The 13,836-nt window shown below is 72.3% G+C and carries 10 protein-coding genes; 9 read left to right on the top strand and 1 reads right to left on the bottom strand.

Translation table 11 applies throughout. The features are described 5' to 3' along the window. Positions 1-388: 388 nt before the first annotated feature. The 3 genes from AC3ERT_RS01705 (at position 389) to AC3ERT_RS01695 (ending at position 3,746) form a co-directional block, all read left to right on the top strand. Positions 389-1,324: a LysR family transcriptional regulator gene (locus tag AC3ERT_RS01705; protein WP_335972715.1), complete on the top strand. Its 936-nt coding sequence runs from the start codon at positions 389-391 to the stop codon at positions 1,322-1,324. Between the two features lie 113 nt (positions 1,325-1,437). Next, positions 1,438-2,043, top strand: coding sequence for a MarR family winged helix-turn-helix transcriptional regulator (locus tag AC3ERT_RS01700; protein ID WP_435172319.1), 606 nt, complete (start codon positions 1,438-1,440; stop codon positions 2,041-2,043). After that, the gene (locus tag AC3ERT_RS01695; RefSeq protein ID WP_435172318.1) at positions 2,040-3,746 is read left to right on the top strand and encodes an MDR family MFS transporter; all 1,707 of its coding nucleotides are present in this window, start codon (positions 2,040-2,042) and stop codon (positions 3,744-3,746) included. The genes AC3ERT_RS01700 and AC3ERT_RS01695 overlap by 4 nt, the downstream gene beginning before the upstream one ends. Before the next feature lie 94 nt (positions 3,747-3,840). On the opposite strand, the gene AC3ERT_RS01690 is transcribed toward AC3ERT_RS01695, so the two are convergent. Further along, positions 3,841-5,796, bottom strand: coding sequence for a Xaa-Pro dipeptidyl-peptidase (locus AC3ERT_RS01690; RefSeq protein ID WP_435172342.1), 1,956 nt, complete (start codon positions 5,794-5,796; stop codon positions 3,841-3,843). Between the two features lie 189 nt (positions 5,797-5,985). Here AC3ERT_RS01690 and AC3ERT_RS01685 point away from each other — a divergent pair, with 189 nt between their 5' ends. The 6 genes from AC3ERT_RS01685 (at position 5,986) to AC3ERT_RS01660 (ending at position 13,694) form a co-directional block, all read left to right on the top strand. Beyond that, on the top strand, positions 5,986-6,930 hold the full coding sequence (locus AC3ERT_RS01685; RefSeq protein ID WP_435172317.1) for a GNAT family N-acetyltransferase: 945 nt from the start codon (positions 5,986-5,988) through the stop codon (positions 6,928-6,930). Positions 6,931-7,301: 371 nt separating this feature from the next. Continuing rightward, positions 7,302-8,594 (top strand): ABC transporter substrate-binding protein, encoded by a 1,293-nt coding sequence (locus tag AC3ERT_RS01680; protein ID WP_335972729.1) that lies wholly within the window; start codon positions 7,302-7,304, stop codon positions 8,592-8,594. Further along, positions 8,591-9,493 carry a carbohydrate ABC transporter permease gene (locus tag AC3ERT_RS01675; RefSeq protein WP_435172316.1) on the top strand — a complete coding sequence of 301 codons (903 nt, stop codon included), beginning with the start codon at positions 8,591-8,593 and terminating at the stop codon, positions 9,491-9,493. Before AC3ERT_RS01680 ends, AC3ERT_RS01675 begins: the two co-directional genes overlap by 4 nt. A gap of 53 nt (positions 9,494-9,546) precedes the next feature. Beyond that, positions 9,547-10,311 (top strand): carbohydrate ABC transporter permease, encoded by a 765-nt coding sequence (locus tag AC3ERT_RS01670; protein ID WP_335973080.1) that lies wholly within the window; start codon positions 9,547-9,549, stop codon positions 10,309-10,311. A gap of 45 nt (positions 10,312-10,356) precedes the next feature. Further along, positions 10,357-12,633 carry an alpha-xylosidase gene (yicI, locus tag AC3ERT_RS01665; protein ID WP_435172315.1) on the top strand — a complete coding sequence of 759 codons (2,277 nt, stop codon included), beginning with the start codon at positions 10,357-10,359 and terminating at the stop codon, positions 12,631-12,633. A 53-nt stretch (positions 12,634-12,686) separates the two neighbouring features. Next, entirely contained in the window at positions 12,687-13,694 is a 1,008-nt protein-coding gene (locus AC3ERT_RS01660; RefSeq protein WP_435133487.1) for a LacI family DNA-binding transcriptional regulator, read from the top strand. Positions 13,695-13,836 lie beyond the last annotated feature (142 nt).

Here is a 13,836-nt window from a genome sequence, read left to right as displayed (position 1 = left end):
CGGACACCGACGATGCTCCCCCGCTGTCTGTCGGAGCGTCAACTCCCTGTCACCGCGAGGTCTTCCCAGCCCAGCGCCCCGCAACCGCCGCCGAAGCGCCCGGGGGCGGCGTCCAGGACGGGTCCGACAGATGGCGCCGTCCCGCCCGAGGGACGGGGGCCGACAAGGCCCTGGTGCTCCCCCGTGGCCTGCGGCATGGGAGGTGCCCCCGACCGCAGGGCGGAGGGTGGGGTCCCTCCCGGGCGAAGCACTGGGGGAATTGAGCGCGGCGGCCCCCGCCGACGACGGGCAACGCCGGGGCGCCTCCCGCCGAAGGCGCGGGGAGAGCGTGCCTGCCGGGCCCGGCCGGCCGGCCGGGATGTGGTCAGGCACGGCCTAGTGTGGCCGCATGGATCTCGAGACCGTGCGGACGTTCGTGGCGGCCGCGGACACCGGGCGGTTCCAGGAGGCCGCCGCCGAACTGGGGGTCACCCAGCAGGCGGTGTCCAAGCGGATCGCGGCGCTGGAGCGGGCCCTCGGGGTGCGGCTGTTCGACCGCACCGCGCGGGGCGCCGAACCCACCATCGACGGGCGGGCGTTCCTGCCGCACGCGCGCGAGCTGCTGCGGGCCGCCGCGCGCGCCGTCGCCTCGGTGGGCGCGGGGCGCGGGCGGCTGCGGGTGGACGTGCTGTCCTCGCGCGGCGCGGCGTCGGGGCTGATGCGCGACTTCCACCGCGCGCACCCCGAGGTCGAGCTGGACGTGCTGATGCTCTTCGACATGGACACCGCGGTGGCGTCCCTGCGGTCCGGCGCCATCGACGCGACTTTCCGCGCGGTCACCGCGCCCGGCCGGCCGCTGCCGGACGACGTCGATTCGGCCCGGGTGCTCGACGAGCCGCTCGAACTGCTCACCGGCCCCGGCCACGCGCTGGCCGGGGCCCGCTCGGTGAGCGTGGCGCAGCTGGCCGGGCAGCGGATCTGGATGCCGGGCATCGTGCCCGGCACCGAGTGGGCCGCGTACTACGACGCGCTGCTGGCCGCGTACGATCTGACCATCGAGGCCACCGGCCCGAACTTCGGTTCGGACGCGCTGCTCGACACCGTCGCGGACACCCCGGCGCTGGCCACCTTCATGGGTGCCCGCACCCGGCTGGTCTGGCCGGCGGGGTACGACCTGCGCCGTATCCCGGTGACCGATCCGGTGCCGGTCTACCCGCACTCCCTGCTGTGGCGCCGCGGCGACCCCCACCCGGGGCTCGCCGCGCTGCGCGCCCACCTGGCCGCGGTGGCCCCGGCGCACAGCGGGCCCGGCACGTGGGCGCCCGACTGGGCGAACCGGCGCTGACCTGCCGGACAGCCGGTTCCGGTACGCCCCGGGGGGCGGCGCCGGGAGCATTACTTGCTCATGGCAAGCACTTGCGCTATACAAATAATGGACGGATGAGGAGGTGGCCACGCGTGGTGGACGACAGCGGCAGCGGCCGCGAGGAGCCGGCGGCAGAGGCGGACCCGGCGGTGGCGTCGGTCGCCCACGCGGTCGTCGAACTGCTGCGGACCGTACGCCGCTCCAAGGCCCGGCTGCTGGCCTCGGCGAGCCAGGACGTGGACTCCGCGACGCAGATCCTGCTGCGTACCGCCGCGGCCGAGGGACCGCTGCGGGCGAGCGCGCTGGCCGCGTGCGTCCAGTCCGACCTGTCGACGGTCAGCCGCCAGGTCGCCTCGCTCGTGGGCCGCGGCCTGCTGGAGCGCCGCGCCGACCCGGTGGACGGCCGCGCCAGCCTGCTGGTGGTCACGGCCGCCGGCCAGGCGGTGATCGCCGAGCACGAGAGGGCCCGGGCGGCCTTCTTCGCGGAGGTGGTGAGCGACTGGACCGCCGAGGAGTGCAGCCGGTTCGCCCGGCAGCTGGAACGTTTCACCGCCGCCTACGACACCACCCACGCCCACTGGCTGACCGACACGGCGCCGCCGCGCGCCGGCAGCGGCAACTGCGACGCCGGTCACGGCGGCGACGACAGCAACGACGGCAACAAGAGCAACGAAGCGAAGGAAGGCACCAGCGCATGAGCGCCACCTCGCCCGGACGGACCGGTGCGCCGTCCGACGGCGCACTGACCCACCGGCAGATACTCACGATCCTGTCCGGCCTGGTCCTCGGCATGTTCCTCGCCGCACTGGACCAGACGATCGTCTCGACCGCGATCAAGACGATCGGCAACGACCTGGACGACCTGTCGGCGCAGGCGTGGGTGACCACCGCGTTCCTGATCACCTCGACGATCTCCGCACCGCTGTTCGGCAAGCTGTCGGACCTCTACGGCCGCAAGCGGCTGTTCATGCTCGCCATAGTGCTCTTCGTCGTCGGCTCGGCGCTGTGCGGCCTGGCCCAGTCGATGTACGAGCTGGCGGTGTTCCGCGCGTTCCAGGGCATCGGCGCCGGCGGGATCATGCCGCTCGCGCTCGCGGTGATCGGCGACATCATCCCGCCGCGCGAGCGCGCCCGCTACCAGGGCTACATGATGGCGGTCTTCGCCAGTGCCTCCGTGCTCGGCCCGGTGCTGGGCGGGCTGTTCTCCGGCACCGACAGCTTCCTGGGCACCGCCGGCTGGCGGTGGATCTTCTACATCAACGTGCCCGTCGCGGCCTTCGCGCTGGTCGTCATCGCCAAGGTGCTGCACCTGGACCACGTCCGCCGCGAGCGGCGCATCGACTGGTGGGGTTCGGCGCTGCTGGCGCTCGGCCTGGTGCCGCTGCTGGTCGTGGCCGAACAGGGGCAGAGCTGGGGCTGGGCCTCGGCCGGCGCCTTCGTCTGCTACTTCCTGGGCGCCGCGGGCCTGGCGCTGTTCGTGTGGGTCGAGCACCGGATGGGCGACGACGCGCTGCTGCCGCTGCGGCTGTTCAGGAGCAGCACCTTCTCGGTCGCCTCGGCGCAGGTCGCCATCATCGGTATGGCGATGTTCGGCGGCATGTCGGTCCTGCCGCTCTACCTCCAGATCGTCAAGGGCGCCTCGCCGACCCGGTCCGGGCTGCTGATGCTGCCGATGGTCGCCGGGCTGATGTCCGCCTCGCTCGGCTCGGGCCGGCTCATCGCGCGCACCGGCCGCTACAAGATCTTCCCCGTCGTCGGGTCGGTGCTGATGGTCATCGGCATGGGCCTGATGACCACCATCGGCGCGGACACCCCGCTGTGGCACACCGACATCTACATGGCGGTCTTCGGCATCGGCCTGGGCCTGAACATGCAGAGCCTGGTACTGGCGATGCAGAACGCCGTGCCCGCCAAGGACATGGGCGTGGCCTCCGCGTCCTCGACGTTCTTCCGCTCCATCGGCGGCACCCTGGGGACGGCGATCTTCCTGTCCGTGCTCTTCTCGCAGGCCGGCACCAAGATCGGCCACGAGTACACGAAGGCGGCGGGCGACCCGGCGTTCACGGCGGCCGCCAAGGCGCACCCGGACCAGCTCGCGGCGCTCCACCAGCACCTGGGCGGCGGCCTGGACGACACGTCCTTCCTGAGCAGCCTCGCCAAGCCGCTCAGCCACCCCTTCTTCGCGGGCTTCTCCGCGGCCGGCGACGTGGTCTTCACGATCGTGGCCGTGCTGCTGCTGGCGGCGATCGTGCTGTCCACCCGCCTGAAGGAGGTGCCGCTGCGGCTGGTCTCGGGCAACCAGGCCCGCAGCGAGGCCGAGGCCGCACCGGCCCCCTCCCCCGCGGCGGCGGCCACCCCGGCCACCGACGCCCCCGGCCCCGCCGCACCGACCGACCACTGACCGCTCCCCCGCCGGCCCGCCGGCACAACTCGGCCGCCGCCCCCTGGTTCGCAGAAGGGGGCGGCGGCCGACGGCGTTCGGGCGGGGCTGAGGGTCAGCCGAGGCGGGCCGCCGGGGAGGCGGGGAGGTTCGCGGTCGGGGTGTGGCCGCGGGCCGGGGCGGTGGCGGCCGGGGCGCCGGGGGCCGCCGCGCGGTGGTGGCCGGAGCCGCCCTTCAGCGCGTGGGCGAGCGCCGGGAGGCCGCCGACCAGCGGCAGGTCGGCGCTGGACCGGCTCAGGTCGAGGCTGATGGTCGGCTTGGTGCTGGGCGCCACGATCAGCCCGTTGTCCGTACCGGCGACGATCAGCGCGAGCCGGTGCCCGGCCGGGACGACGTGGTCGGTCGAGGCGAGCTGGATCGTGATCCGGTACGCCTTGCCCGGGGTGAGCGACACGCCCTTGAGCGACGGGTCGTAGTGCCCGAGGTCGGCCCAGCCGCGGCTGAAGACGGTCTGCTGGACGCTCTCGGTGTCCGCCGCGGTGTCGAGGTAGCAGGCGCTGTCGCCGGAGGTGCTGTCGCCCCAGCAGGAGCGGGTGCCCAGCGTGGTGATCCCCTCGGCGCCGGCCTCGTAATCGCGGATGGTCGCCGGGCCGAGGTCGACCAGCACCGCGGACAGGTGGGCGCTGGTGGTGGAGGAGGTCGCGGTGAGCGTCACGCTGCCGCCGCCCGACAGCCGCAGGTCGCTGCCGAGCACGCCGGTGGTGAAGGCGACCTTGTCCGCGGTGGCCTGGTCCGCCTGCGCGGCCCAGTCGTCCTCGCTGTGCGCGGGGTTGTCGGTGTACCGCTCGGTGCCGGTCGCGGGCGGGGCGCCCGCGCTCAGCGAGCCGAGGCCGGCGGTGGCGCCGGCGTTCAGCGCGACCTGGGTGGCGGTGGTGCCCGCCGGGGGCCAGACCGCGTCGGTGGTCCAGTGGTCGGGGGTGCGCTCGATGTCGGCCATCGGCTGGTTCTGCACGCCGTTGTCGACGTTCATCAGGTAGTGGTCGAACCACTGGTGCAGGGTGTCGACCCAGTCCGAGCGGCGGTAGTCGAACGGGTCCACGTGCCCGGTCTGCGACAGCCAGATCTTGCGCTGCACCCCGTTCGCGGCGAGCGCGTCCCACCACTGGCCGAAGTTCTTGGTGCGGACGTTGAGGTCCTGCATGCCCTGGGCGACGAAGACGCTCGCCTTCACCTTCGAGGCGTTGGCGTAGTAGTCGCGGTCCTGCCAGGCACTGGTCCAGTCGCCGTTGCGCGGCGCGCCGTCCCGCAGCGCCTGCTGCTCCGCGGAGCACTTCGACTGCGCGCCGGAGCTCTCCACCGCGCCGGCCAGGTCGTCTGGCCCGCCGTCGTAGAGCGCCGCGCCCTGCGCGAAGTAGTAGTCGTACCAGGAGCTGATGCCGCTGATGTCCACGATGGTCTTCAGACCCTGGACGCCCGTTGCGGCGACGCCGTTGGCGACGGTGCCGTCCCAGCTCTTGCCGATCATGCCGACCGAGCCGTTGGACCAGCCCGCCTGCGCGGTCGTGGTGCCGGTGCGGGTGGTGTAGGCGGTGGCCCGGCCGCCCAGCCAGTCGATGACCGCCTTGGCCGAGGTGATGTCGGAGGCGCCCCCGACGTCCACGCAGCCGTCGGAGCGGTTGGTGCCGGCGAGGTCGACGAGCACCACCGCGTAGCCGCGCGGCACGAAGTAGTTGTCGTAGTAGAGCGGGAAGGCGACCGGGTTCCCGCTGGAGTCGTAGGTCTTGAGCTGGCTCTCGTTGCCGCGGCCGCAGCAGGAGTAGTACGGGCTGGCGTCCATGATGACCGGCACCTGCTGCCCGGCCGCCGCGGGCTCGGAGGGCCGGACGATGTCGGCCGCGACCCGGTCGGTCTTCCCGTCGTGGTCGCTGTCGAGGCCGGTGTCGACCCACACCGACTGGCGGATGGCGTTGGCGTAGGAGTCGACCGGCTGGCTGCCGGTGTCGTGCGGGCCCGGGCGGGCGTGCGCGGCGACGGGTGCGAGCAGGACGAACACCAGGGCGGCGAGGACCATCGCGACGACGGACACCGAGTGGGGGCGGGACCTCCGCGTGAGTGACAGCACCCCGGGACGCTACCCACTGACGTCGCCATGACAACAGATCCCTTTCGCGCCACCACCGTCCCTTATCGGCCACCGGGCCCCGGCCGCGGGCGGAAAACCGGTCGACGGGCACCGGCGGGTCTGGGAGCGTGGCGTGCCGTGAACGATGCCGACCACGTCCGCCCGGCCGACCTGCCGCCCCTGCTGGAGCTGGCGCAGCGCGTCGCCGCCGTCCGGCCGGACCTCCTCAACAGCGGTGCCTCCTACGGGGAGTTGTCCTGGAACTGGGGCCGGGGCTTCACCCGTCTGCATGCCGGCTGGCGGCTGCGGACCTGGCACGCGGACGGGGAGCTCGCCGCCTGGGGCTGGGCCCAGCTGCCGCACCGGCTCGAACGCAGCGACGGCTCGGTCAAGGACGTCACCGCCGCCTACCTCGACTACCAGGTCCACCCCGGCCGTCCGGGGCTGCTGGAGGACGTCATCGGCTGGTACGAGGCCACCGCCGCGGGCTGCGACCGCACCCTGATGCCGAGCGCCTGCGACACCGCCGCCCTGGAGCGGTGGGCCGCGTACGGCTACGGCACCGACCCGGCCGCGCTCGGCGACACCGGCTCCTGGACCCAGCTCAACGCCCGCGACCTCGCCGACATCGAGGAGCCGGTGCTGCCGGCCGGGTACCGCTTCCTGACCGCCGCGCAGGCCGGACCGGCCGCCGCGGTCCGCGCGCACACCGACGCCTGGGCGCCCACGGCGTTCACCGCCGAGAGCTACGCCGGGCTGCTCGCCACCCCGGCCTACCGCGCCGACCTGCACATCCTCGCGGCGGCCCCGGACGGCGCCATGGCCGCCTCGGCGATCATGTGGTTCGACGCGGCGAACCGGACGGTGGAGTTCGAGCCGGTCGGGACCCACCCGGGCCACCGGCGGCGGGGGCTCGCCCGGGCGGTGCTGCTCCACGGCATGCGCCTGGCCCGGGACGCCGGCGCGACCCAGGCCACCGTCGCGTGCCTGGGCGCGCCCGGCCACCGCGCCGCCCGCGAGCTGTACTACGGCGCCGGATTCCGCTTCTTCTCGCGCGACGCGCCCCTGCTCAAACGGGCATAGCCCCGCCGCCGCCCGAGCGGGCGAAGCCGCGCTCCCTTCGACGCGCACACCGACGGCCTGTACGACGTCCGCCCGCTCGGCGACGGCACCTGGCTGACCACGGACCCTTCCGGGCACCCCGTCCGGCGGGCGCGGGAGCCCGCCGAGGCGGCCGGCGCGACCGGGATCGCGTGACCGCCGACCTCTCCTGACGCTCCGTCACCACCGCCCCGCTCCTCCCCCGCCGGCGGTCTTCCCCGTGATTTGTCAACGCCATTGACGAATGCGGGCCACCCCCCTACGGTTCACCGTCGAATCGCTTCGACACGCTCCGTCGAAGCGATTCGACGACAGCGTTCGCCCCCTCCTTACGACCCCGTGGAGGTCCTTCGATGTCGAAGGCGCGCAAACGGATCGGAATGACCGCGATGGCCCTGGCCGGCGCCCTGCTCCTCGCCTCGTGCGGGAGTTCGGGCGGCTCGACCGGCGACGGCAAGACGCTGAAGCTGTGGCACTACGAAGCACCCGACAGCGCGATGGGCATCGCCTGGAACCAGGCGATCGCCGAGTTCAAGAAGACCCACCCGGGCGTGAAGGTGGAGTTCGAGGCCAAGGGCTTCGAGCAGATCCAGAAGACCGCCTCGATGGTGCTCAACTCCGATGACGCGCCGGACGTCATGGAGTACAACAAGGGCAACTCCACCACCGGCCTGCTCGCCAAGCAGGGCCTGCTCACCGACCTCACCCCGCAGGTGGCCAAGTACGGCTGGGACAAGGAGCTCAGCCCGAGCGTGACCACCACGAGCCGCTACGACGCGCAGGGCGTGATGGGCTCGGGCAACTGGTACGGCGTGCCCAACTACGGCGAGTACACGATGGTGTACTACAACAAGGACCTGTTCGCGAAGAACAACATCCCGGTCCCCACCACCTTCGACCAGTTCACCGCCGATCTGGCCGCCTTCAAGGCCAAGGGCATCACCCCGCTCGCCGACGCGGGCGCGGAGTACCCGGCGCAGCAGTACTTCTACCAGCTGGCCCTGAGCAAGGCCGACCGCGCCTGGGTCGACGCCTTCCAGCTCTACAAGGGCAAGGTCGACTTCCATGACGCGGCCTGGACGTACGCGGCGGACACCTTCGCCGACTGGGTCGCCAAGGGCTACATCGCCAAGACCTCCAGCGGCGCGAAGGCGGAGGACGCGGGGGTGTCGTTCATCAACGGCAAGTACCCGGTCTTCTTCTCCGGGAGCTGGTGGTACGGCCGCTTCAAGAGCGAGAACAAGTTCGCCTGGGGCTCGTTCCTGTGGCCCGGCTCGAAGCTGACCCCCGGCTCGGGCGGCAACCTGTGGGTGGTCCCGAAGAACGCGAAGAACAAACAACTGGCCTACGACTTCATCGACATCACGATGAAGCAGGCCGTGCAGAACTCGCTCGGCAACCACGGCGGCATCCCGGTGGCGGCCTCTCCCACGGCCGTCACCGACCCCGCCTCGAAGACCCTCATCCAGAACTTCGACAAGGTCACCGCGGCCGACGGCCTCGCCTTCTACCCCGACTGGCCGGTGCCGGGCTTCTACGACGTGATGGTCTCCGCGGTGCAGAAGCTGATCACCGGCAGCGCCAAGCCGGACCAGGTGCTGGACGAGCTCCAGAAGGCGTACGACGCGGGCGTGCCGGCCTCATGACGGCCCGCGCGCACCGCCCGGTCAACACCTACCCGCTGTACCTGCTCCCCGGGGCGCTGGCCCTGATCGCGGTCATCGTCTGCCCGTTCGCGATGAACGTCTGGTACAGCTTCACCAACTGGCAGGGCGTGGGCTCCCCGAGCTGGGCGGGCCTGGCCAACTACCGCCGCCTGATGGACGATACGCAGTTCTGGCAGTCCTTCCAGCACAGCCTGGCCATGGTGGTGGCGATGGCGGTGGTGCCGACCGTCATCGGACTGGTGGTCGCCGCGGCCCTGTTCGACTTCGTCGCCAAGCACTTCGGGTCGAAGCCGGCCGCGGTGCTGCGGGCCTGCTTCTACCTGCCGCAGGTGCTGCCGGTCACGGTGGCCGGCATCGTGTGGAGCTGGATTCTGGCGCCGGAGAACGGCTCGCTCAACTCCCTGCTCAAAGCGGTGGGGTTGGGCGGGCTGCGGCAGGACTGGCTGGGCGACCCGGACATCGCGCTCTACAGCGTGATGGCGGTCATGGTGTGGGTCCAGCTCGGCTTCCCGGTGGTCATCTTCATGTCCGGGCTGCAACGCGTGGACCCGGCCCTGCACGAGGCGGCCGAGCTGGACGGCACCAACTGGTGGCAGCGGTTCTGGCACGTCACCCTGCCCCAACTGCGCCCGGAGATCTACGTGGTGATGCTGTGGTGCACCATCGCGGCGCTCAAGGTCTTCGGCGCGGTCTACGTCCTGACCAAGGGCGGCCCGGCCGACGCCACCGACGTGCCGTCGTACTTCTCCTTCGCCACGTTCTTCGAGAAGACGCAGGTCGGCTACGGCTCGGCGATCGCGACGGTGATGACGGTGCTCATCCTCGTGCTGACCGTGGCGGGGTTGAGCTTCCAGGCCAGGGCGGAGGACGCGCGGTGACCGCCGTCAAGCGCTACCCGGCGCTGGCCGCGATCGTGGTGGGCGCCGTCCTCATGGTGCTGCCGCTGCTGATCGTGCTCGACAACGCGCTCAAGTCGCCCGGCGACTACTCCGCGCACGGCCCGCTCGCCCTGCCGCACCACCTCTACCTCGACGGCCTGAAGAGCTTCTGGAACCGGGTGGACTTCGGCCGGGTGCTGCTGAACTCCACCCTGATCTCCGGGTCGGTGGCGCTGGCGGGGGTGGCGCTGTCGGTGCTGAACGCCTACGCGATCGGCATCGGGCGGCTGCGCGGCCGGGCCTGGATACTCGCCTTCTTCGTGCTGGCGAACATCCTGCCGCAGGAGTCCCTGGTCTACCCGCTGTACTACCTGTCCAAGCAACTCGGGCTGTACGACACCCGGTTGAGCCTGGTGATCGTCTTCAGCGTGATCCAGTCGGCGTTCGGCACGTATCTGCTGTCGTCGGTGCTGGGGGCCTTCCCCCGGGAGATCGTCGAGGCGGCCCGGATCGACGGCGCCAACAGCTGGCAGGTGCTGTGGCGGATCGTGGTGCCGGTCAGCCGCTCCACGCTCGGCGTGCTGATGGTGCTGTTCTTCATCTGGACCTGGAACGAGTTCCTGCTGCCGCTGGTGCTGCTGCCGTCCAACGACAACCAGACGGTGTCGGTCGCGCTCGGGGTGCTCCAGGGCCAGCGGCTGATGGACGCCACGATGACGAACGCGGCCGGCCTGCTGGGCGCGCTGCCCGCGGTCGCGTTCTTCCTGATCTTCCAGCGCACGCTCACCCGCGGCATCGCCGTGGGCGCGGTCAAGTGAGCCACCCCCGCGTACCGGTCGCCCTATCAGAAAGGGTCCCTGACGATGAAGTTCACCGACGGTTACTGGCTGCTGCGCGAAGGGGTCACCGCGGCCCACCCGGCCCAGGTGCTCGACGCCACCGCGGGCCCGGGCACGCTGACCGTGCACGCGCCCACCCAGCCCGTCCGGCACCGCGGTGACCTGCTCAAGGGGCCGCTGGTCACGGTGGAGTGCACCGCGCCCATGCCGGACGTGATCGGTGTGCGCATCACCCACTTCGACGGCGGGCGGCCCCGGCAGCCGCACTTCGCGCTGGCCACCACCGGCGACACCCCCGAGGTCGCCGTCACCGACGAGGAGGCCTCGCTGACCTCCGGCGCGTTGAGCGTGCGCTTCGGGCGCGGCGAGCAGTGGGCGATGGACTTCACCGCGGGCGGCCGCACCCTGACCGGCTCCGGCCCGAAGTCCATGGGCTTCATGACGACCGCCGACGGCCGCCACTACGTCCGCGAACAGCTCCGGCTGTCCGTCGGCACCAGCGTCTACGGCCTCGGCGAGCGCTTCGGCCCGCTGGTCAGGAACGGGCAGAGCGTCGACATCTGGAACGCCGACGGCGGCACCAGCAGCGAGCAGGCCTACAAGAACATCCCCTTCTACCTCACCGACGACGGCTACGGCGTCTTCGTCGACGACCCCGGCCGGGTCTCCTTCGAGGTCGCCTCCGAGCAGGTCTCCCGGGTCGGCTTCAGCACCGAGGGCCAGCACCTCCAGTACTACGTGATCCACGGGCCGACCCCCAAGGAGATCCTGCGCAGGTACACCGCGCTCACCGGCCGCCCGGCGCTGCCCCCGGCCTGGTCCTTCGGGCTGTGGCTGACCACGTCCTTCACCACCTCCTACGACGAGCAGACCGTCACCGGCTTCGTCTCCGGCATGGCCGAGCGCGAACTGCCGCTGTCGGTCTTCCACTTCGACTGCTTCTGGATGCGCGAGTTCAACTGGTGCGACTTCGCCTGGGACCCGCGGGTCTTCCCCGACCCGGAGGGCATGCTGCGCCGGCTGAAGGAGCACGGCCTGCGGATCTCACTGTGGATCAACCCCTACATCGCCCAGCGCTCCCCGCTGTTCGCCGAGGGCAAGGCAGCCGGCTACCTGCTGCGGCGGCCGGACGGCGCGGTGTGGCAGTGGGACCTGTGGCAGCCGGGCATGGCGCTGGTGGACTTCACCAACCCCGCCGCCCGCGCCTGGTACGCCGGCAAGCTGCGCACCCTGCTGGACATGGGCGTCGACTGCTTCAAGACGGACTTCGGCGAGCGGGTGCCCACCGACGTGGTCTACCACGACGGCGCCGACCCCGAGCGCATGCACAACTACTACGCCTACCTGTACAACCGGACCGTCTTCGAGCTGCTGCGCGAGCACCGCGGCGCGGCCGAGGCGGTGGTCTTCGCCCGCTCGGCGTCGGTGGGCAGCCAGCAGTTCCCGGTGCACTGGGGCGGGGACTGCGAGTCGACCTGGGTGTCCATGGCCGAGTCGCTGCGCGGCGGCCTGTCGCTGGGGCTGTCCGGATTCGGCTTCTGGAGCCATGACATCGGCGGCTTCGAAGGGCGCCCGGACGCCGGCCTGTTCAAACGGTGGATCGCCTTCGGGATGCTCTCCTCGCACAGCCGGCTGCACGGCTCGTCCTCCTACCGCGCCCCGTGGCTGTTCGACGAGGAGGCCGTGGAGGTGCTGCGCGTCTTCACCCGTCTCAAGTACCGCCTGATGCCCTACCTGTACCAGGCCGCGTACCAGGCGCACACCGAGGGCGTGCCGGTGATGCGCGCGATGGTGCTGGAGTTCCCCGGCGACCTGGCGTGCAGCCACCTGGAGCGGCAGTACATGCTCGGCGGCGACCTGCTGGTCGCCCCGGTGCTCTCGCCGGCCGGCGACGTGGCGTACTACGTGCCGGCCGGGACCTGGACGCACTTCACCACCGGCGAGGAGGTCACCGGCCCTTGCTGGGTGCGGGAGACCCACGGCTACGACAGCGTGCCGCTGCTGGTCCGCCCCGGCGCCGTCGTACCGGTGGCGGCGGCCGACGACCGCCCCGACGGCGACTGGGCGGACGGCGTGACGCTGCGGGTCTTCCGCCCGGCCGACGGGCAGCGCACCGAGGTGCGGGTGCCGCGCCCGGACGGCGGGGCGGCGCTCACGGCGGTGGTGGTCCGCGACGGGGACGTGCTGCGCGCCGAGGTCGCGGACGCGTCGGCGCCGTGGGGCGTGGCGGTCGCGGGCGGCGGCGCGGCCCGGGCCGCGGCCGGCACGCGCAGCCTCAGCATCGATCTGCCGGGCCGCTGAGATGCGTCCGGGCACGGACGTCCGCACGGGGGGCCACCGGCCGAGGGAGCACCATGGTCAAGATCACTGACGTCGCGGCGCACGCGGGCGTCTCGCCGAGCACCGTCAGCTACGCGCTCAGCGGCAAGCGGCCGATCTCCGAGGAGACGCGGCTGCGGATCGAGCGCAGCATCCGCGAGTTGGGCTACCGGCCGCACGCCGGTGCCCGCTCGCTGGCCAGCAGCAGGGCCCGGGTGCTGGCGCTGGTGCTGCCGCTGCGCAAGGGCATGCACCTGCCGGTGGTCATGCAGTTCGCGACGTCGGTGGTCACCGCCGCCCGCGACCACGACCACGACGTGCTGCTGCTCACCCAGAGCGAGGGCGAGGAGGGGCTGCTGCGGGTCTCGCACAGCGCGATGGCGGACGCGTTCGTGATCATGGACGTCGAGCTCGACGACCGCCGGCTGCCGCTGCTGCGCACCCTGGCGCAGCCCTCGGTGCTCATCGGCTACCCGGCCGAGACGGCCGGACTGACCTGTGTGGACCTGGACTTCCGGCAGGCGGCGGAGGTGTGCGTGGACCACCTGGCCGCGCTCGGGCACCGCCGGGTCGCGCTGGTCGGCTCGCACCCGGAGGTGTACGTCCGCGGGACCGGCTTCGCGCGGCGGGTGGCGGCGGGCTTCACCGCCGCCGCCGACCGGCACCGCCTGGCCTCCTCGGTGCACCCGTGCGTGGACACGCCCGTGGCGGCGCACGCGCTGGCCGGGCAACTGGTGCGCGACCACCCGGACCTGACGGCGGTCGTGGTGCACAACGAGCCGATCGTCCAGCCGCTCCTGGCGGCCCTGGCCGCGCTGGGGCTGCGGGTGCCGCGGGACATCTCGGTCGCCGCGATCTGCCCCGACGAGATCGCCGAGCCGGCCGCCACCCCGATCACGTCGGTCGCCATGCCCAGCGCGGAGGTCGGCGCCCGCGCGGTCGACCTGCTGATGGCCAAACTCCAGGGCGCCGCCGTCCCCGAGACCACGATGCTGCCGGTCCGCCTCACCGTCCGCGCCACCACCGCCCCGCCACCCGCGTAGAGAGCGGCGCGAACCGGCCGCGAACCGGCCGCCAACCGGCCGGGGAAACTTTGCCGGCCGGGCCCGAAAAAGCTGCCGACCAGGGCCGATACACCGTCCGGGTGCTGCTACGGTGGATCGGCTGGCGAGGTAGGGGAACAGC

Source organism: Actinacidiphila sp. bgisy145 (assembly GCF_057708125.1).
The sequence above is the reverse complement of the archived record's forward strand: the minus strand, read 5'-3'. Positions and strand labels throughout refer to the sequence as shown.

What these genes read in the sequence shown, in the direction of transcription:
- AC3ERT_RS01670 (WP_335973080.1), top strand. Translation starts at nt 9,547, where the DNA reads ATGGTGCTGCCGCTGCTGATCGTGCTCGACAACGCGCTCAAGTCGCCC.
- AC3ERT_RS01690 (WP_435172342.1), bottom strand. Translation starts at nt 5,796, where the DNA reads ATGGTCCTCGCCGCCCTGGTGTTCGTCCTGCTCGCACCCGTCGCCGCG.
- AC3ERT_RS01695 (WP_435172318.1), top strand. Translation starts at nt 2,040, where the DNA reads ATGAGCGCCACCTCGCCCGGACGGACCGGTGCGCCGTCCGACGGCGCA.
- yicI (WP_435172315.1), top strand. Translation starts at nt 10,357, where the DNA reads ATGAAGTTCACCGACGGTTACTGGCTGCTGCGCGAAGGGGTCACCGCG.
- AC3ERT_RS01675 (WP_435172316.1), top strand. Translation starts at nt 8,591, where the DNA reads ATGACGGCCCGCGCGCACCGCCCGGTCAACACCTACCCGCTGTACCTG.
- AC3ERT_RS01660 (WP_435133487.1), top strand. Translation starts at nt 12,687, where the DNA reads ATGGTCAAGATCACTGACGTCGCGGCGCACGCGGGCGTCTCGCCGAGC.
- AC3ERT_RS01680 (WP_335972729.1), top strand. Translation starts at nt 7,302, where the DNA reads ATGTCGAAGGCGCGCAAACGGATCGGAATGACCGCGATGGCCCTGGCC.
- AC3ERT_RS01705 (WP_335972715.1), top strand. Translation starts at nt 389, where the DNA reads ATGGATCTCGAGACCGTGCGGACGTTCGTGGCGGCCGCGGACACCGGG.